The organism is Acidobacteriota bacterium, assembly GCA_012517875.1.
In the GTDB taxonomy this organism is placed as follows: Bacteria; Acidobacteriota; JAAYUB01; order JAAYUB01; family JAAYUB01; genus JAAYUB01.
In genome coordinates this window covers 81189-101239 of record JAAYUB010000004.1, presented here as the reverse complement: position 1 = coordinate 101239, position 20051 = coordinate 81189, and the positions used below count along the sequence as shown (strand labels likewise).

At 69.1% G+C, this 20051-nt stretch carries 11 protein-coding genes; 5 read left to right on the top strand and 6 right to left on the bottom strand.

Features of this window, described 5'->3' with window-relative positions:
* The 5 genes from larB to lpxK form a co-directional block, all read left to right on the top strand.
* On the top strand, positions 1-356 hold a 356-nt coding region (gene larB / locus GX414_00635; GenBank protein NLI45593.1), incomplete at its 5' end, for a nickel pincer cofactor biosynthesis protein LarB.
* A 36-nt stretch (positions 357-392) separates the two neighbouring features.
* Positions 393-1670 (top strand): peptidase T, encoded by a 1278-nt coding sequence (pepT, locus tag GX414_00630; protein NLI45592.1) that lies wholly within the window; start codon positions 393-395, stop codon positions 1668-1670.
* 84 nt (positions 1671-1754) lie between these two features.
* Positions 1755-2330, top strand: a complete 576-nt coding sequence (locus GX414_00625; protein ID NLI45591.1) for a cob(I)yrinic acid a,c-diamide adenosyltransferase — start codon at positions 1755-1757, stop codon at positions 2328-2330.
* 76 nt (positions 2331-2406) lie between these two features.
* The gene (locus tag GX414_00620) at positions 2407-3714 is read left to right on the top strand and encodes a 3-deoxy-D-manno-octulosonic acid transferase (GenBank protein ID NLI45590.1); all 1308 of its coding nucleotides are present in this window, start codon (positions 2407-2409) and stop codon (positions 3712-3714) included.
* Positions 3711-4778, top strand: coding sequence for a tetraacyldisaccharide 4'-kinase (gene lpxK / locus GX414_00615; protein ID NLI45589.1), 1068 nt, complete (start codon positions 3711-3713; stop codon positions 4776-4778). The genes GX414_00620 and lpxK overlap by 4 nt, the downstream gene beginning before the upstream one ends.
* Here lpxK and GX414_00610 read toward each other — a convergent pair.
* From GX414_00610 to GX414_00585, 6 genes are read right to left on the bottom strand one after another with little or no spacing between them, the layout of a single operon-like run.
* Entirely contained in the window at positions 4715-5932 is a 1218-nt protein-coding gene (locus tag GX414_00610) for a hypothetical protein (protein ID NLI45588.1), read from the bottom strand. The genes lpxK and GX414_00610 overlap by 64 nt on opposite strands.
* Complete coding sequence (locus tag GX414_00605) at positions 5929-6858, bottom strand: hypothetical protein (GenBank protein ID NLI45587.1); 930 nt, start codon at positions 6856-6858, stop codon at positions 5929-5931. The genes GX414_00610 and GX414_00605 overlap by 4 nt, the downstream gene beginning before the upstream one ends.
* A 10-nt stretch (positions 6859-6868) precedes the next feature.
* Entirely contained in the window at positions 6869-8527 is a 1659-nt protein-coding gene (locus GX414_00600; GenBank protein ID NLI45586.1) for a hypothetical protein, read from the bottom strand.
* Positions 8528-8537: 10 nt separating this feature from the next.
* A complete protein-coding gene (locus GX414_00595) occupies positions 8538-15695 on the bottom strand; it encodes a hypothetical protein (protein ID NLI45585.1) in 7158 nt (2385 codons plus the stop codon).
* A complete protein-coding gene (locus tag GX414_00590) occupies positions 15692-18061 on the bottom strand; it encodes a VWA domain-containing protein (GenBank protein ID NLI45584.1) in 2370 nt (789 codons plus the stop codon). The genes GX414_00595 and GX414_00590 overlap by 4 nt, the downstream gene beginning before the upstream one ends.
* Entirely contained in the window at positions 18058-19977 is a 1920-nt protein-coding gene (locus GX414_00585; GenBank protein NLI45583.1) for a hypothetical protein, read from the bottom strand. Before GX414_00585 ends, GX414_00590 begins: the two co-directional genes overlap by 4 nt.
* Positions 19978-20051: the final 74 nt, after the last annotated feature.

Below are 20051 nucleotides of genomic sequence, written 5' to 3'. Positions count from 1 at the left end.
TGCCGGTGGCCGAGGAAGCCATGGTCACCGCCCAGATCATGGGCAACCGCGTGGAGCTGGTGGCCGACGTGGGTGTGGCGGGCATTCACCGCCTGCTGAGTGTGCGGGAACAGATCGCCGCCGCCTCGGTGGTTGTCGCGGTGGCCGGCATGGAAGGCGCCCTGCCGAGCGCGGTGGGTGGTCTGGCGTCCTGCCCCGTCATCGCCGTCCCCACAAGCATCGGCTACGGCGTGTCTTTCAGCGGCGTCGCCGCGCTGCTCGGCATGCTCAACTCCTGCGCGTCCAACGTCGCCGTAGTCAACATCGACAACGGCTTCGGCGCCGGCTACGTCGCGGCGCTGGCCAACCGCCGTTGAGCGGCGGTCCGCCCAAACCCAACAGAGGAGATCGTCATGTCCCACACCTTCGACGTGCCCGCCACCTGTGTGGTGGACCGCTTTCTGCGCTACGTCCGGATCGACACCACCTCGGCCGAGGACTCTCCCCACTTCCCCTCCACCCCCATGCAGCTGGACCTGGCCCGGCTGCTCGCCCAGGAACTCCAGGAGCTCGGCCTGACGGACGCCGCCGTGGACGAGCACGGGTACGTGTTTGCCACGCTGCCCTCGAACCTGCCCCCGCGGACCGCGAAACAGATCCCGGTCATCGCCTTCATCGCCCACGTGGACACCTACTTCGGCGTCAGCGGCCGGGACGTCAAGCCCATCGTGCACCGTGCCTACGGCGGCGGCGACATCGTCCTGCCGGGCGATCCCGCCCAAGTCATCCGCGTCGATGAAAACCCGGAGCTGGCCGATTTCGTCGGGGACGACATCATCACCTCGGACGGCACCACCCTGCTCGGCGCCGACGACAAGGCCGGCGTCGCCGAAATCATGGCGGCGGTGGAATACCTGGTGCGGCACCCCGACATTCCACGCGGCACCATCAAGATCGCCTTCACCCCCGATGAAGAAGTGGGTAACGGCACGAAGCACTTCGATGTGGCCGCGTTCGGCGCGGCCTTCGCCTACACCATCGACGGCGGCTACCCCGGTGAGGTGGAAAACGAAACCTTCTGCGCCGACACCGCCATCATCCAATTCACCGGCCGTGACGTGCACCCGGGCTATGCCAAGGGAAAGATGGTCAACGCCGTCCGCGCTGCGGCATATTTCGCCGGTCTATATTCTGAGGAATCGCTCCCGGAAACCACCACGGACCGCCAGGGTTATATCCATCCGTACCAGATCGAGGGGAACGTGAGCGCCGCCAAGCTGACCACCCTGATTCGCGACTTCAGCGTGGAGGGATTGGAGCAGTTCCGCGACATCCTGAAAAGCTATGCGGCAATCACCCAGGAGCGTTTTCCCGGTATCGGCGTGAGCATCGAAATCAAGGAGTCGTACCGGAACATGATCTACAAGCTCCGCGAGGAGCCACGGGTCATGGATTACGCCATCGAGGCGGTGCAGCGGGCCGGCCTGGCGCCCATCATGAAGGCCATCCGCGGAGGCACCGACGGATCGCGGCTCAGTTACATGGGTCTGCTGACGCCCAATCTATTCGCCGGCGGCATGAATTTCCACAGCAAGCAGGAGTGGGTGGCTGTCGGGGCCATGGTCAAGGCGGCGGAGACGATCCTTCATCTTGTCCAGATCTGGCGCGAGCGGTCGCTGGATAAACGCTGACGCTGCGCTCCGGCGGCGGTCAGGCGACCGGATCCGTTTCATCCCGACGGCGGCGGATGGCCCGCCCGGAATCGTGGAGGTGCCGTGGTCAAAATTTACACCCGAACTGGCGACGCCGGACAGACAAGCCTCTTCACGGGCGAGCGCGTCCCCAAGGATCATCTGCGGCTTCATGTGTACGGGACTCTGGACGAGCTCAACGCCGTGCTGGGACTTGCGCTTGCGGCTGAGCCCGGACCGGAGGTCGCCCACCGCATCAGCCGGCTGCAAACGCTCCTGTTCATCCTCTGCTCCGACCTGGCCACGCCGCTCCCAGCCCGCGGTGAGGCTGACCGCGTGACCCGCATCGACGCCCGGCACATCCGCTACCTGGAAGCGGACATCGACGTCATGTCCGCTGTGCTGCCGCCCCTCGGCCAGTTCATCCTCCCCGGCGGATGCCCGGACGCAGCCGCACTGCACCTGGCCCGCACCGTCTGCCGGCGGGCGGAGCGCTGGCTGATCCGCCTCCGGGCCGAGACCGAGCTCGGCGACCACGTGCCGGTGCTCGTCAACCGGCTGAGCGATTACCTTTTCACGCTGGCCCGCTACGCCAACCACCTGGCGGATTGCGGCGACAAGTTGCTCGACCGGGGGTTTCCAGAGATCGACCACCTGTGACATCCTCCCCGCCGCAGCTTGACAACCGCCGGACGGGACGGCTACACTGCCTCCACCCCGTCTCCGGGCAGGCCCGATGACCCTGATTCTCCTCATCTATAACCTCGCCCTGGCCCTGCTGTTGCCGCCGGCCTTGGTTTATTTCCTCATCCGACGCGCCGTCAAGGGCCGCGCGTTCGCCGGCGTCGGCGAACGCCTCGCCTTCAGGCTGCCGCCGCCGAACGACGGGCAAGACGCCATCTGGATCCACGCGGTGAGCGTCGGTGAAGTGCTTGCGGTGGCCCCGCTGGTGGAGCGTATCCGCCGCGATGAGCCGGACACACGGATCTACCTGTCCACCATCACCCCCACCGGCCAGGCTACCGCCCGGAAGACCTTCGCCGACACCGTCGTCCCCTTCTACTGTCCGTATGACCTATGGTGGCCGGTCCGGCGGGTGTTGCAGCGGATCCGCCCCCGCCGGCTGGTGATCGCCGAGACGGAGATCTGGCCCACGCTGCTTGCGGCCGCCCGCCGCCAGGGCACCCCCGTTCACCTGGTCAACGGCCGTATCTCCGACCGGTCCCTGCCTCGCTACCGGCGGGTGCGTGCGCTGCTGCGTCCGTTCCTGGACATCCCGGATCACTGGCTGATGCAGACTGAGGAGGATGCGCGGCGTATTCGCGAACTGGGCGCCCCGCCCGCGCGGATCCAGGTGGCGGGCAACCTGAAATTCGACTCGCTCCGGTTGATTCAGCCCAACACAGCGCTCGCCGCCGCCATCGGGACCTGCTGGGGAACCGATCGGCCCCTCGTGCTTCTCTGCGGCAGCACCATGGAAGGCGAGGAGGCCATCCTGGCCGACCAGTTCATCCGCCTCCGGCCGAGCCGGCCGGCGCTCCGGCTGCTGGTGGCGCCACGGCATCCCGAGCGGTTCGGCCGGGCGGCCGACGCGTTCCGGCAGCGCGGCCTGCGCGTAGCGCTCCGCTCCAGTCTGACCTCCGACGCCTCGGGGGAACCGGCGGACGTGGTGATTCTGGACACGCTGGGTGAACTCGCCGGGCTCTACGCGGCGGCCGATCTGGTGTTCATCGGCGGCACCCTAACGCCCACCGGCGGTCACAACGTGCTGGAACCCGCCGCCGCCGGCCGTCCCATCCTGATCGGTCCGTCCATGGAAAATTTCCGCGAGATCGCCGCACTCTTCCGCCAGGCGGAGGCCCTACAGCAGGCCGCCGACACCGACGACTTCGCGCGTCGGCTGGCACGCCTCCTCGACCATCCCGACGAGCGCGCTGCCCTGGGTCACCGCGCCCTTGAACTGATCCGGTCACACCAGGGAGCCGCCGACCGGTGCTGGACAATCATCCGCGGCCGGTTTCCGGCAGGGAGCGCGACGCCATGAATCCGTATGCTCCGCCCGCGGTGCTCGCCCCCGTCCTCCGTCCCGCTGCCTGGCTCTACGGCCTGGCTACGGCGTGGCGCAACCGGCAATATGAAGCCGGGACACGGCCAACGGAGCAGTTGGCGCACCCGGTGCTTGCGGTGGGCAACCTTACCGTGGGTGGGACGGGCAAGACGCCGGTGGTGGCGCACTTGGCGGCCGAGCTCCAGCGGCGCGGCTGGCGCCCGGCCATCCTCAGCCGCGGCTATCGCCGGCGGGGTGAACGCGGCGAGGCGGTTGCGGTGGTGTCCGACGGCACGATCATCCGCCTCGGTCCCGAGGACGCGGGAGACGAACCGGTGCTGCTGGCGCGGCGCCTGCCCGGCGTCCCGGTGTTATGCCATCGCCGCCGCGGTATCGCCGGCCGCTGGGCCGAGGCCAACCTGTCCGTGAACCTGTTCATCCTGGATGACGGGTTTCAACACCTGGCGCTCGACCGGGACTGCAACCTGCTACTGCTTGACGGCGCCGAGCCGTTGGGCAACGGCCGGCTTCTGCCCGCCGGTCCGCTGCGGGAGCACCCCCGCGGCATGCGCCGGGCGGATTTAATCCTGTTCACCCGCTGCGCGGCGCCCGCCGTCGCGCTGCCGCCGGACGTGGCGCGCCATGCTTGCAGTGTGCCCGTTTTCTCCTCGGACTTCGTCCCGGCCGGCCTCGTGGATGGAGACGCGCGGGCCGCCGGTGCGCTCGATGCTCTCCGCGGCCGACGGGCCGTGGCCTTCTGCGGCCTGGCCCGCCCCGAGACGTTTTTCGGGATACTGGAATCGGCCGGGATCGCCCTCATCGCCCGACTGGCCTTCGCCGATCACCAGATTTACGACGCCGCCGCCCGCGAGCGAATCGCGGCGGCCTGCCGACGCGACACGCCCGACGTGCTCCTCACCACCGAGAAAGATCTCGTGAAGCTGCCCCCGGAGGCCTGGCCGTGTCCCCTCCGCGCTGTTTCCATCGCCGTGCACGTTCACCAACCCAGCTGGCTGGACGCCATCGAGGCCCGACTGACCGCCCGGCAGTCCGGAAAATAGAAATTCAGGATAGCGTCCACCGTAGCCCCCGCGCACGCCATGGCTACCGCCCCGGCCAGGCATAATCCGGCGTTATGCCCAAAACCGCGGCCGGAAAATTGCAACCGGTCCCCCGCCTGCCGCACCTGGAAGCGATTGCTGCGAATCAGGTTCCACCCAAAGGTCCGCCCGCAGGCGATCCGGAACTCCTCCACGGGGATCCGGCGCTCGCCGCAATCGCCCGCCAGCACCACCACGGGAGATCGCCCGGGCGGCTCCTCAACCCGGATCCTTGCGGGTGCGAACCCTCCGAGCGCCGAACCGATTCGCGGCAGGAAATCCGGGCTGGCCGCTATGGCTGTCCAGACCGCGTCGGGATTTTCCCGGCAGCGATCGCAGGTTCGGCCGGGGCCGGTATCCACCGCCCCCGGCCAGATCCAGGCGGCGGGAAGCGGCGCTCCCCCACAGCAGGCAGTAAATGGCGCCATGGCCAGCTGACCGTTCCGGACGAGCACCACGTCGCGCAGTGGTGCCAGCACGCGGCGGACCGCTGCCGCACCGTTCTCCTCGCCCTGGTACAGCATGCAATGGGTGTTGTCGCACAAGTCGCACCCTTCGTCCGCATGGCGTCCCCGCCACCGGAGCGTCTGGGTGCGCACCACCGTCGCCAACGCCTGAAGCGCCGCCGGCGGGGCGGATGCCCCCAACTCAGCCGAGACGACTCCCGCCACATAATCCTCAAGGGGCCGGTGCGCGACGAGCTGGAGCCAGTCGCCTGCGATCGCGGGACGGACGGTGACGGTGCCGCAAAACACGCGGCGGAATCCATTCGCCAACCGGATCTCAATCCGTCCGTCGGGGGCTGCCGGTGTCACCGCGCACTGGCGGCCATTCTCGCGAATCTGACCGGCGTGCACCGCCTGCACCCGCCCCCCGTTCCGGCTGAGCGCCACCGCCGCTCCCGGCGGCAGGACGCGCACTATCCCGCCGCCGTCATTAAAACTGAAACTGGCGGTATCCACGGCCACCAGTTCGACGGCCGGCGGACGGAACAAGCCAAGCACATCGATCCGGACCACAGGCGTCGGCGCCGCCGCCTCACCGCGGCTCAGCGCGGTGCTGAGCAGCATCATCAGAATCACGGCCCGGCTTGCGACTAACACTCGGCGGTTCATGGCATCATCCGTCGCCACCGGCAAAAGTCACGCAGCACGTCGCAGGCCAGGGGCGCCGCTGTGGTCGCAGCCATCCCCCGGGGCACGAACAGGACGATGCACGCCCGGGGGTGTCCGGCCGGCCAGAAGGCCGCGACCATGCACACCGCATCGGGCCGCCGTCCGGCGACGTCGCCGTACGGTGACTGCGACGACGAGGTTTTGACCCATAGCTCGGCGGAACCGAACCGTCGCGCCAGCTCCAGGCCGGTGCCACCTGCGGCCGCCGCATGCAACCCTCGCCGCACGACTGCCAGGGCGGCCGGATCTCCCACCGGCGAGCCGAGCGCCAGCTCGCGCACCCCCGTCCCGGCCGGCCAGTCCACCCGGCGGCCCAGCACCAGCGCCGCCAGCGCGCGGCTCCAGGCTTCGAAGGTCAAGCTTCGGGCGGTCAGCCGTCCGGCGATGAAGGTGTTTTGCCACTCTTCCGCTGTCGCTATTTCAGTGGTCGCATCGGACCATCCGACGGGGAAAAACGGGGCGTTGATCCTCTGGAACTCGTCCGGTTCCAATCGCGGTGTCACCTGCTGGAACCATGCATTGCAACTCTGCGCCAGCGCCTGTTCCAGGTTCAGGCGCCCGTGGCCGGGACCGTACCAGCACCGATGCCGGGGATCCCGCCAGCCTGTGCACAGAAGGGTTTCGGTTTCGTCGGATTTTCCGCAGGCCAGCAGCGCGTAGGCAAGGAACGGCTTGACCCAGGAGCCGGCGGGCACACGGGCGTCGCCTACGGCCGTCGCGCCCGCCGGGTACAGCCGGCCCGCCTCCAGATCGCCCAGCAGGGCGTAGGCGCCGGGTTCGCCCGCCACGCGGCCGGCCCAGTCCCCGGGAGCCGCGCCGCTCGCTGCCGAGGCGCCGAGCGCTGCGGCGAAGACCAGGATGGTCAACCGTTGACAACTACGGCGCGGCCAGGTAATCGACACGCTCGTAGATCCCCGTCGGCACCTTTTTCTGCACGAAACGGATCCGGTCCACCGCCTGGAAAACGCTAAGCAACGACGGCACCACATGGGTCATGAAACGGGGGGCGCCGTCGGACGACTGTTCCGCCGCGGACTGTCCCATGTCTGTCAGCAACCGGCGATACGTGTCCCCGACCGCCGCCAGGTTCCAGCCGGCGGCGGCGTCCACGCCATCCGCAACTGCGGCCAGCCGCCGCGCCTCGGCGAGCATCGGGGCGGAGGAGGCGACGAGCAGCACCCCCGGCGACGCTTCGGCCAGCCACACATCCACAGGCTCGCGGCAGCGGAATACGCCGGGTTCCGCCTCCGCCCACGCCACCGCCGCCGGATTGGTCAGGTAGGCGGCCGCCAACGCGCGGGTCAGGAGTTCCCGGAACCGGCCCACCGAACCCGCCGCGTTCTCGCCGATCAGGGTCAGTCCGCCACCCGGCATACTCCATGTCCGGGCGTCGCCGGTCTGCGGCGCATCCCACGTCCAGCCGGTCCGCCACGGCCCGGCCGCAGCCAGGTAGGTGTCGAGATCCGTTCCGACACCGGCTGCACCGGACCAGAGCGTTTCAACGGAAACGTCGGGTGACGACTGATCGATGGCCCGCTCGAAGTCGGATGTTTCGGCTGCGGCGACTTTATAGGCGGTCCCCTGATACAACGTGCGCGGCGCGAGTTCGGCCTGCCGTTCGGCCGGCAGCCGGAGGACCCCTTCCAGCAGCAGTTCCTGGACGTCGTCCGCCGCCGACCGCCGCACCGACCAGAAGGGCGCGATGACGCCCGGATTCGGCGCCGCAGCCGTCGGAAACACCGCCGGTCCGTCCGCCGTCGTCAGGAAGAGCCGTTCCTCGGTCCAGCCGGCGCCGTCGCGCGCGATCACCAGCAGCGCCCGGGCGCAGCCGGTCCACTCGCCGTCCGGATCGTGAACCCAGTAGCGGTGGTAATACGACGTCTTGCGGATCGCGGCCAGATCCAAGTCCAGCCGCAACGCGTATGGCCGCTCCGCGGCCGCCTCTGGAAAGCTCCAGCCGCCGCCCTCGCGGCGCAGGCGGATCACCTCGCGCAGCAGTCGGTCCGACGTGGCCAGGTACACCGTGGCCCCGTCGCGCCACAGCCCGAGGAACACGCCGTCGTCCTCCAGAAATCGCCCGCGGTAGGCAGTGCCTTTGGCGTCCCGCGCCTCCAGCGCAGCGGCGACCGCGTCGGCGGCCGCCCGCCCGTTGGGCCCCGTCTCCACCGCCAGGAGGCCCTCCCGCCGGCCCGGGTCGTACACGGCCAGCACCGCCCGGCGGGCGTCGAGCTGACGCAGAAAGCTCAGATCCAGCTCCCGGCCCGCCAGCGCTGAAAGCTTACCCAGTCGGTCCTCCCACTTGAGGAAAACCCGCGACCGGATGAACAGCTCCCGCGCCGCACCGGATTCCCATGACTTCCTGGCCGTGGAAGCCTCCCACTGGGCCAGCAATCCGTTCAAGTCGGGAGTCTCGGCGTACAGCATCGCCCCGGCCGGAATGGCCGGCGCAGGCGTCCCCGCAGCCGCAGGTCGACCGGTCGCGCCCATCGCTGCCACCAGAGCCAGGATTCCCAACAGCCGCCCGATGCCTCTCATGATCCACCTCTCAGTTGCTCAGCTGGTGGTCCAGCTGGAAACGGGCATCCCAAGCCCGGCGCTGGCGGGCCTTTTCCTCGAGCAGAACGAACAGCCGGTCGGCCACACCCTGTCGCGCGGACGCATCCAGCCGCCATGTCAGGGCCCTCAGCCAGACGTTCTCCAGCGCCCCGCGCAGGTTCAGCCGGTCCATCAGATTCTCGACCACGATCAAATCATCCGGTCCGCGGGCTTCTCGGGACAGGAATTCCGCCAGGCCGCTCCCGACGTCGTCGCCGGATTCCGGATTGTCCCGGGCCATCAGGTGTTCGTAGTTCAGCGCCGACTGGTTGACCAGCGTGACCGCCGTACGCTCCAGGCCGGCGGGCACCGCCTTCTGGAGCAGCGGCAGCACCGGCTCACTCTCGGTCCGGGTGCGGAACAACACCGGCAGGTATTTGGCCTGCAGGGCGGTGTTGCCCGCGCCTTCCGCCCGCTCCACGAGCCACCGAACCAGCAGGCGCGCGTCGGGATAGCCCGCCAAGTCGGCCTCCGCCGCGGGGAAGGCGGCCGGAGCGCCGAACTGGAGCGCATGCAGACGCAACGCCAGGAGGCGACGCACTTCCGACCAGCCGGTTGACGGCGGGGTGATCGGCACGCCCCTGGCCAATTCGGCAGCCCATGGCCGATCCTTCAACCCATACCGGATGACGGTCTCGATGGTCTCGGTCTTCGCCTCCAATGGAACATCGGGCCGATCCAGATACGCCAGCAGGCGGGCGAGGGTGACTTGCCGATAGTCGGCGGCGAATTGCATCCGCAAGCGGTAGCCGGCCGTAACCGGGGAACCCCGGTCCAACCCCTCGAACACGGCCAGAACGGGCTCCATCAGGTCATACCGATCGTGTTCCGCCAGGAACAGCAGGATCCGGTGGGCCATCTCGAGCCGGTCTTCGGCCCGATTCATGGCCTCGCGGAAGCGGGCGGCCGTCCCCGCCACATCACCCCGCTCCGCGTCGTACACCGCGACCAGGAACGATTCTTCGGCGGTGAGACAGCGATCCTCGATGGCCGACAGAACCAAATCCCGCGACAGCTCCGCTGCCTGCACAGTCCAGCCGAAGGCGCGCAGGAAGCGACTGTTCAATTCGCTCCAAGATGTGGTCCCTCCGGGCTGGGACTCGATCCATGCCTGGAATGCCTTGGCTGGCGGGGGCCCGCCCGTCGGTTTCTGGCTGTTCAACCAGGTCCACCACCGCCGCCAGTCCGCCGGGGTCAACTGGCCCACCGTGTGCGACAGGGTGTCATCGGCGCACAGCGTCGCCCGCTGGACGCTCAGGTTGTCGCCGGCTTGAACCGATGGCCCGGCCGCGCCCCAGCTCCGCACCAAGGTGGCGAGACGGGCCTCGCGGCCCAGCGTGCTGTCTTCGGGCGCCACTTCAGCCGCCAGAGCCGCTAGTCGGCCGTCGGTGTCCACAGCCGCCAAGTTGCGGTTCAGGCAGAATTCCAGCGCCGCAACGGGCCGCGCATGGCGTCGGACGCATCCTTCCACCACCGCCCACCGGTCCGCCGGCGGCAGGGCGAACAACAGGACCATCAGCGAGTCACCGGACGGTCCGTATTCCTCCAGCGCACCCTGGCTGATCATGACATCGGGCCACGTGTCGCGGAACCGGGTCAAGAGGGCATATCGCTTGCCGATGCCCACAAGTTCCAGTCCGTTGCCGGACAGAAAGTTGCCGACCTTGTCGGCGGCCAGCAACTCGAGGAGCTGGCCATAGGCCGTCGTCACCGCCGCGGCATCCGAGCCGGCGGCGGCCAGCCGCAGCCGGTTCCAGGCGTCGTCGAGCGGCCGTGCCTCCATGGCCGTCAGCCACGGCAGGCACCGCCGCGCCTCGGCGGTGCGACCCAGAGCCAACAGGCGCTTGAAGAGGGCTTCGTACTCGAGCCGGCGATGGTTGTTCCGTTCCAGCTCCGCCACCATCCACGCCGCACCGGAATCGGCCTTGCCCGACGCCAGCAACCAATCTCCATACCGGGCGGCATAGCGGTACCAATGGGGCGGCATCAGCGTCATGTCGTCCTCGACGGCCGTCTCCAACAGATCGCGCACCGGCACCAGGCGCAGGATGCGTTTGAACGGTTTGTCCGCCGCCAATTCACTGCCCGGGCATCCCGCCAGCAACGCGGTGTGGGCGTCGCGCCAGACCGGGCTCTGGTCCGCGAACACCGTCTGCAGGGACTGGGCGGCCTGCGCGTACTCCTTCTTGGCCGCCAGGAATTCGACGAGCGCCCCCTTGTGCCACTGAACCGCGCTGAAACCGTCGCCGAGTTCCGTCAATGCGCCCTGCCGGGACAGCAGCTCGAAGTACCGCCACGCTTCCTCCAGCCCCGGCTCGTGGTCCGGATTCCGGTAGATCTGGCGCAGTCGCTCCAGCTCCGCCGGCGTCCTGGCCTGGAGCATCTCCAACCAAGCCTGCTCCGCCTGCAGCCGTCGGTGATCCCAATCGCCGGGATCGATCCGGGACAGGATCACGTCGTTCAGTGCAGACAGCTCCGCCCACATACCCCGGGCAAACAGGTATTCGCGGATGCGCCAGTTGACGTAGTTACCTCCGTCGCTGCGAACCTTGGCCAGGTAGAGCGGTCCGAGCAGCTCCGTGATCGCGCCTTGCTCAGCCGGCTGAATCAGAACCTCCAGGGCACTGTCCTTCAACGGGCCGTTGAGATACCCGCCCAGGCGTGTCTGGAATTGACGGACCACCGCCTGACGGATCTCGGCCGGCAGGGTTTCCCTTAAGCCGGCGCCCGCCAGCGACAGCCACGCCGCGGCGCGCTCGATCTCGTTCTGACGGACCGCCGCGTCAACAATCGCCAGCAGCCGCTCCACAAGCAGAGGCATCCGGTCGGATCGGGCCGCGATGGTCATCAGGTTGTTGCTGTCCAGATCCCAGGCCAGTGCATCATCCGGTTTGGCCGAATGCAACAGCTTGAGGAGGGTATCCACGGCCCAATCGTTCCGATGCCACTCCGCGTAGAGCAGCATCTCGGCCATCGCCTGAACGCGAGGTACGTCGGAGTTGGCTTGCGCGTATTGACGGGCCAGGTCGCGCGCCTCACCCTCCAGACCCGCGCGCCATGCGGCAGTGGCCGCATCCCGCAGCCAGTCGGGATCGTTGTAGTTGAGACGGGCCAGCTCCAGGCAGCGATCCTTCATCGCCCGCCAGTCGCCCATGAGCTCCAGCGGTCGGAGCGCCTCGGCGCCCAAATCGACCCGCTGCGGCACCACCTTCAGACACTGGGTGTACAGCGCCGCCGCCGCCTTGGGATTATTCCGCAGCATTTCAAGGCGGGCCAGCACCAGAGGCCAGCGGTAATCGGACGGACTGTCGGCCGCGGCCTTCCGGAAGTAGCCCTCCAGCCGGGGCAGCAACTCCGCCCGCTGGGCCGCCAGCACGCCCCGTTCCAGCACCTTCCGGTCTTCGGGCACGAGCTTCAGGATCTCATAATATTCGTCCACCGACTGGACGCGGTCGCCGGCGGCCCACGCCGCCGCGGCCGCCCGGCTCCGCAGGTCCACCGCCCGCTCCTTCCGGACGGCGGGATCGGGAACGAGGGACCCAAGCCGCGCCAACGTCTGCCGGATCTCCGGAACAGCGGCGGCCGGCTGGCCGGCTGCCGTCAGGGCGGACCAGCGGAGTTCCATCACCGCCAGATCGTCCGGCTCCGCGTTCAGCCAGTCGGCGGCCACCGTCGCGGCCTCCAGTGGCTTCCCGTCATCGGTCAGGATGTGGATGAGCCGTTCGGTGAACTCGCGCCGGTACGGCGCCACGGCCCGCGGCAGGGCGTTGCGAAGCACACCCGCTGCCCGGCTGCGTCGGTCGAGGCTCACGTAGGTGTCCACCGACCGCCGGATGACACCCAGGTTGACGGGGTGTTCGCGCACCAGTTCAGCCAGCGCACGGTCGGCCTCATCGCCCCGCCCGTCATCCACCAGTTGCTGAATCCAGGCGAAGCTGGCGCTCAGCCGTTCCGCACCGGGCGGCGCCAGCTGCACCAAAATCCGGTATCCACGCATCCGGTCGGCGGCGGTCAGCAGGTCGGAAAGCTGGCCCAGCGCCTCGCGGATGGTGTCGGTTCCGGCGGATTCCGTCACCAGTGAGGCGGCCCACTCCGCCAGCGGAAATTCATCCGCCCGATTCCATTCCTGCAGAAAATTGCGCAAGTTGTTCAGGTACTCCACCGGCTTGGGACCACGGCGCAGCCGCTCGGAAACCGCCTGCATAAAGATGCGGCGGTTCTCCTCTTTCTGGAGGAGCTGGTTGAGGCGGGCCCGAGCCTCCCAGTGCCGGTCGCCCCACGCCAGCGCCAGTTTGAGATATTCGGTCATGGCCGCGCCGGTCTGACCGTCTTCTTCCAACAGTACGCCCATTTCGAACGGGAACAGGTCAGGATCTTTCCGGCGCTGCCGGATCTCCCGGATCACCGAACGCGCCTCATCGAACAGATAGTAGTCCCAAAACACGGTGGCCACGCTCAGCCACTGGTCGGGATCGTCCGGATATAGCGTCAGCACCTGTCGCCAGCGGCGCGCGCCGCCGGCTACGTCGCCGCCCAGGGCCAGGCAATCACCGGCCTCGATAAGCATCTCGCCTTGTCGGCCGGTGCGCCGCCCCAGGTCTGCCAGCAGGTCCGCCGCCTGCGCGTAGCGGGCGGGATCCTGGACGCCGCCCGAGCGGAGCAGTTCCGCGGCGCGGCGGGCGATGGTGTCATCACCCGGATACAGCTCCACCAGCCGCTGGTACAGCGGGGTGGCCGCCTCGAACCGGCACCGCCAGATGTTGGCCTCGGCGCTCAGGTAGAGCTGCAGCGGGTCATCGCCGGACGACGCGGCGGTCAGCACGCCGTCCAGCAGCTTCCGGGCGGTCAAGTCCTGGAAGTAGCGGTCGCGTGCCTCGGCGGAGAGCATGAAATAGGTCGCGACGAGCTGCCGGTAACGGCTCGCATCTATCTGGCTGGCCAGCCGCATGGCCTCCGCCTGGAACCGGGGACTGAGTGGAAATCGGTCGAGGGCGGCCGTCGCCACCTCCAGGGCATACCGCCGGTAAGGCTTTTCACCCAACGGTCCGGACGCCTGGGGGAGCACCGAGCCGATGTACGATTCCAGGCTGGAGCCGTCGAATGTCTGAACCAGCTTGGCGGTGAGTTGCTGGAATTCCTGGATCCGCTTGATGCGGATGTAAAAGCGGGCCAGCCGGTTAAACCAGCCGGGACCCTTGAACTGATCCGTGGCCCGGCGGTATAGCGCCTCCTGTTCCGCCGCCAGATCGCCCGATTCGAGGAGGCCCGCCAGCTTCTCATACAACTGCTCGTCCTGCGGGTGCGCGTCGATAAGCCGGCGGTACACCGCCACCGCGTCCAGCAGGCGCCGGTGACTCGTTAGAAAATTCGTCAGGGCGTCCAGCGCCTGCCACCGGTTCCGTCGGGGCGACTCGTCGCCCGGTGTCCAGTACTCCAGGGAGCTTGCGCCGAGCGGCACAGCGGGTTGGGACTGGCCCTCCACCGCCACGGCTTGACGGTAACAGCGTTCGACGGTGACCGTCGCCGCGTCGCCGCCAGCCGCGGCGGTCTCGGCCGCCTGCAGCCACAACCCGCGCCGCAGGTCTGGATCGCGCGCTGCCTGCGCCAGCTCCTCCAGCAAGACCTGGGCACCCGTCCGGTCCCCGGCTCGCACGTAGAGCGGGGCCAGACCGGCCCGATAACGCACGTAGTCGTCCGGCGCCAGGGCTGGCCGGAGCTCGGCGACTACCGCCTCGGCTCGTCGGGCCAGGAAATACGGCTCGCCGGCCCGTTCCAGCTCCCGCAGCTCGCCCGCCGGATTCACGCCGTTGAGCAAGATGGAGAGCATACCGTTGAGGAATCCCGGGTTGGCGTCAGCGGTCACCAGGGTGGCCAGGCCGCCCAGAGACCGGGCGGTGTACCCGTCCACGCCGCTCTCGGGCGCGACCAGCAGTCGGTACGCCGCCCGAAGCGCTTCCTCGCGGACCAGTGCCAGCGGCACGCCGGGTACGCGCACCGTCTGGCCGACCGGGACCGCCAGATAGAAACTGTGGAAGTACCGAAGAGCCTCGGCGTCGTCCCGGCAGCGATGGGCCAGAATGCCCATCACCGCAAGCTCCTCGCTCCGCCAGGCCGCCGCCGGCGCGGCGGTCCCCAGGCGGGCGTTCCGAATCAGCCGGTAATCGCGCAGGAGCGAGGCGGCACCGCTCAGGTTCTCTCGGAACATCTGGGCGTGGTACAGGCGATAGACCGCGCCGGCGTCCAGCGGATCGCGCCGCAGCCGTTCCTCGGCCTCGCGCAGTGTGTCGGGCCACAGCCTGGCTTTCTCCAGCGCCCCGAACAGGTGCCGGACCGTTTCCGCTTCCATCAAGGGGTGGAACTCTTTCTCGAACAGCGCACGGACCGCCGCAGTCTCACCGCGTGCCGCCATTGCCCGCGCCTGGAACGCCGTCACCGTGTCGCGATCATCCGGGAAGGCCTGCCGGTATTCGCCCAGGGCCGCGGCCAGCGTGTCCCAGCGCGCATCGGCCAGCAGGGCTTCCAGCCACGACTGGAAGACGGCCGCCTGGTCGGGGCGCCCGTTGAAAGCGGCGATATGCCGGCGGTGCAGGGCGTCCTGTTCCGCCGGCGTCAGCCCGGCCGGAACCGCCAGGCTCATGATCCGGTTCCACACCTCGGCGAGGCTGAGCGGCGCCTTCTCCCCGCTGGTCAGAAGAGCGGCGGAACGTTCCAACAACTCCAGCTCCGGGCGGGCCAGGCCGTGCCGCCGGTAGAACGCCGCCAAGCAGGTCACGCCTTCCGCCGACGGGCCGATCTGCTCGTTCCAGTTCCGCCAGACGGCTTCGGCTTCCTCCAGCCGGCCGGTCTGCTCCAGCAGGCGGGCCCGCACGGGTAGGCGCCAGTTCTCGTCGCCGGTCGCCAGTAACTCCAGCGCACGTCCCGGCGGGATGGGCACGAGAACGTTCTGTCCGTCGAGCGCCCGCCGCTCGTAGAGCGCGGTCAGCTCCGGTGAACCACGCTCCAGGTACTCGGGCTGGATCAACCGCAGGCATTTCCACGTGCCGGTGTCCGAGGCTAGGAAAGTCAGGCCGGCGGCTAGCAGGACGGTGCAGAGCGCGATTTTCTTCATGGCAGGATCCTCACTTGGTAATCCTTCCGATACACGTTGTGGGCCTGGTCCTCCGCCACCAGGGACAGCACCCGCATCCCCGGCGCCGACCCGGCGGGCACGGACAGCATGCCCGTGCAGCAACGGTCGGCGGCGCTCCACGCCAGGCGCACCCGGCCGCCGCCTTCGATCGTCGCGGTCAGGTGGCGAGTGTCCGGCGGGGCGTCCACATCGAGCCGGAGCCGGGCGCCGCCCGCGACCGTCTCCACCATGTTGCGCCACCGCACCGCCGGCGCCCGGCTGTCGATCACGAAGCTTTTCTCCTCGCGATACAGCCGGCCGCCGCCGTCCCGCAGGATCACGAGGCAGCGATGGGTGCCGTCAGCCACTTCGGCCGGCACAAAGAATCGCGTCTGCCAAACGCCCAGCGATTCGATCCACCGCATGGGCAGCGTCTCACCCCACGGAAGCCGGACCGTGGCCGCTACCACCGACGGGTCGGCGGCCACCCGCAGCACGGGATCCTTGGGCTGGATGACCCGCGGGCGGAGCAGCGACCGCGGCGCAGCCAGAAACGACGTGTACGGGGTGACGAACTTGTATTTGCGCGACAGCTCAATGATCTCGCGGATGCCGGCGGCGTCCTCCCCCTCCCGGTTGATGCGGTCGAGCAGGAAATCCACCCGGGCCCGGGCCCAGACGCGCGGCAGCAGGTCGTGTTCCAGGTTGCGTTCGGGCAGGACGGCCGTGACCGTTTGCTCATAGGCGGCGCCGTCCGGCGCCGCGCCGCGCAGACGCAGTGTGACGTCGGGCGCCGGCTTGTAGCGCCCCACCCACGTCCCGCTGGCTGCGGCGAAGATACTCACCGGGTGAGCCGGGTACACGCGGTTCAACACGCCGGCGCCCCCCTCGAGGCCCAGCCCGCCGAACGGCTCCCGCCCGAACCGGCCCACCTGCAGCCGTAGATCGGTGGTGATGTCCTCGCGGCTGCCCAGGGCGAGGACCTGGCCGCCGGTCCAGCCGGCCAGGATCTCCAGCAGCGTCCGGTTGGCGTCATCGCCGGTGGCCACACCGTGCACCTTGACACCGCGACCCTGGAGGAGCGGCTTGACTTTGACCAGCACGGCGGCATTCTTGACATGACCGGTCGTGGGCATCCAGTCGCCGATCAGCACGAGGTGGCGGTCCAGCGACCGCCCCTGCGCCGCCTGAGCCGTCGCGACCTCCAGGGCGGGCACCGGATCGGTGCCGCCGGCCAGGTAACCGCTGAGAAACACCTCCAGCGCCCGGCCGACATTCTCCGGCGTGGCCGCAACCGGCTTGGGGAAAACCGGCCGTGCCTTCTCACCGAACAGCACCAGATTGAAATCGTCCGTCGGCTGCAGCGCCCCCAAGTAGGCGCGCAGGGCCTCGTGCGCCTGTTGGAGCTTGCCCCACCACATGGACAACGACGTGTCCAGTGCCACGATCGCCGTGACCGGCCGCCGGCCGGACGCAGGCGAAGCCGGGAAGAGGTGGTCCAGCAGGAAGTAGCCGTCGTCCGTCGCCTCGCTGGCCGGCCGGTCCTCCGCCGTCAACGCCCGTCCCGCCAGCAGCTCGGACTCCCGCCCCCGCCAGGTCAGCCAGACGGATGACGGCTGGGCGGTGTCCACCGACCACTTGAAGCCGAAATCTTCCGTCAGCACGACATTGCGGCCCTGCCAGGCCCCCACGACCCGGTTGGCGTCCGGCTGGCGCCACGGCAACGGGTAGGCGGCGGCAGCCAGCGCGAAATCCCGGATCGCCCGTCCGTCGGCCACAGCCAGCTCCACGCTGAGGGAGCGGACGGTCTGGGCAGGGAAGATCCGGCTCTTGAGCGGCAGAACCATCTCCACCCGCCCGTCATGCACCGCCAGGTGCTGCTGGTACTCCAGCTCCACCCGCTTGAAGCCACGAGGCGGTATGGGTGCCACCTTGACCGTAAAGAAGTCGGCGGGGATCTCCGACTCCTCCCCTTCGCCGCCCATTTGGAGCAAGCCCGGATCGATGGCCTGTGCGGCCAGATCCCGGTAGATTTCGGCCGCTTTGCGTTTCTCCAGGATCACGCCGGGAATGCGAGTGACGCCGTCCCAGATGGCGAAGTCACTCAGCGACGCCCCCGGCGGAAAGGAGAACAGGTAGGTCCCCTCCAGAATCCGGTGGTCGTGGCTGGCGTAGTACTGGATCATCCGGACGCGCATCAGGCCCTGGTCCACCTCGATGCGGATCTGCATCTCCTCCAGGCTGAGAATGGCCGGGTCCGGCTGCGACTTGACCGACGACGGGATGAGCACCCCTGCGTCGGCCAGGGGCCGCGCTCCCAACAGGACGGTCCAGATCAGCAGCCAGCGGATTCGGGCTCTGTTCATGACGCATGCTCCGGTTTCAAGAATTCGGCAGTCAAGGGGACACGCAGCACTCCGTTGTCGGTGGCAACATACAGGGTGGCGCCGTCGGCCAGCACGGCCTGTACGCTCCGTGACGGCAGCGGCAGCTCCAGGCGCACGGCCTGCAGGCGGGCCGGGTCGAGCCGCCACAGTCCCTCCTCCAGCGTGCCGGCCAGGATCCACGGGCCGGTGGCGCAGAGCGCGTTGGGGTTCACGTTGAGCCGGCGGCCGGCGCCACGAAATTCGCGCCAGGTGCCGTCCGGCGCCAGTAGCTGGATCCCGCCGCCGTACGTGCCCACGATCACGCCCTGGGCGCAGGCCTGCAGTGCGGTGATCCAATTGACCCGCAGCGGCGAGTTGTCGACCTGGTGGACGGCCGCCACGCGCTCGCCCACCATGACGGCGAGACCGCCCAGCGTACCCACATACAAGCGGCCCTCCCGCTGGACCGCGCAGTACACCTTGTTCGACGGCAAGCCGTGCAAGGCGTAAAACAACGCCTCGGACCCGCCGCGCAGAACCGACAGCCCCTGGCCATGACACACCCAGGTGACGCCCCCGGCGGGGATCACCTGGTTGATATAGGCCGAACGGAGCGGGCTTTCCGCCGCACCCGCCGGCTGGACTCCGGCGGCGCTCACCGTCCACAGTCCCTGCGCAGTGCCCGCCCAAAGGCGCGCCCCGTCCCAGGCCAGGTGGTTGATCGTGTTCAGCGCGGGGGTGTCCACACCTTCGCGACGGCGGCCCGTCCCGTCCCGCGCCTCGATCCCGCCGTCGAAGTATCCCAGCCAGACCGACCCGCCGCCGGCGGCCAGAGCCATGACCGACGGACGCGCAAGCTCGCCCGCCGGCACCTCGACGGGACGGCAGCCCGTCGCTCCGGGCGTCCAGCGAAAGATGCCGCGGTCCGTGAGCAGGTCGATCGCCGCCGGTCCCGCCACGGCGCTCCGGACCAGACCGGGCGCGCCGATCGGGATGAAGCGCCGCCGGCCGGCGTTCCAATCGGACCATGCGACAGCGTAGACCTGATCCTCGATGCAGGCACAGATCACCTGCCCGACGCGGTGGCCGGCGAACGACACCGGGCGGCCGGGGAAGAGCATCTCGATGAAATCGCCCGCCGGCGACAGCACCGCCAGTCCGGCGTCGGTGGCCGTCAGCAACGAGGCGTCGGGCAGCGCCTCGAGCCCGGCAACCGATTGCAGGGGCGGCAGCGCCCCACCCGGCCGGACCAGCCGTCCATCATCCAGGCGGTAGAGCCCGTGGCGGAAGGTCCCGAGCACCGGGCCGCGGCGGCTCATGGCCACGGCCGCCACCCCGTCGTCCCGCAAACCGGGGAGTGCCACGGCCCGGAACCGCCCCGCTTCCAACTCCAGCAGCTGGCCGCGGCGGGTGGCGCACCAGATCTGACCCGCTTGGCCGGGTGCGAGCGCCGTCACCCAGTCCGCCGAAAGGATCGGCAGATTGAACCGCTCCACCGTCCGCCCGTCCCAGCGGGCCAGCCCGCCGCCTAGGCCCAGATAGAGACGGCCACCCAGCTCCGCCATGGCGGTGACCCGCCCCACCGGGAGTCCGTCGAGCACACTCACCGACTGCCACCCGGCGCCGCCGTCGCGGCTGGCGAGCAGGCCCCGATCGCCGCCATAAACCAACCGCTCATCGAGACGGGCGCCGGCCCGCCAAGAACGGCCGTCGGTCCACAACTCGCAGCCGGCGCCGGCGGGCACTGCGGCGGTCGCGGCCCACGGCGCCGGGTACCACGTGTCGCGCGCAGTCTCCTCCGCCAGCTCCAGGCGCCGCTGGAAGACCAGGTACAGCGTGAAGCAGGCGACCAGCACCGTCGCCGCCAACGCGATGAGCGGACCCCGCAACGGGTTTCGGGCAGGAGTTGTGTCCATACAGCTATTGCCATTATAGGGCACCCCCTTCGCGGATTCAACGCCGCGCCCTTCGCCTTGGACCGTTCGGCCCA

Bases quoted from the DNA above. Each gene is read 5' to 3' on its own strand.
- GX414_00600 (NLI45586.1), bottom strand. From the start codon at position 8,527: ATGAGAGGCATCGGGCGGCTGTTGGGAATCCTGGCTCTGGTGGCAGCG.
- lpxK (NLI45589.1), top strand. From the start codon at position 3,711: ATGAATCCGTATGCTCCGCCCGCGGTGCTCGCCCCCGTCCTCCGTCCC.
- GX414_00590 (NLI45584.1), bottom strand. From the start codon at position 18,061: ATGAACAGAGCCCGAATCCGCTGGCTGCTGATCTGGACCGTCCTGTTG.
- GX414_00620 (NLI45590.1), top strand. From the start codon at position 2,407: ATGACCCTGATTCTCCTCATCTATAACCTCGCCCTGGCCCTGCTGTTG.
- GX414_00585 (NLI45583.1), bottom strand. From the start codon at position 19,977: ATGGACACAACTCCTGCCCGAAACCCGTTGCGGGGTCCGCTCATCGCG.
- GX414_00610 (NLI45588.1), bottom strand. From the start codon at position 5,932: ATGAACCGCCGAGTGTTAGTCGCAAGCCGGGCCGTGATTCTGATGATG.
- pepT (NLI45592.1), top strand. From the start codon at position 393: ATGTCCCACACCTTCGACGTGCCCGCCACCTGTGTGGTGGACCGCTTT.
- GX414_00595 (NLI45585.1), bottom strand. From the start codon at position 15,695: ATGAAGAAAATCGCGCTCTGCACCGTCCTGCTAGCCGCCGGCCTGACT.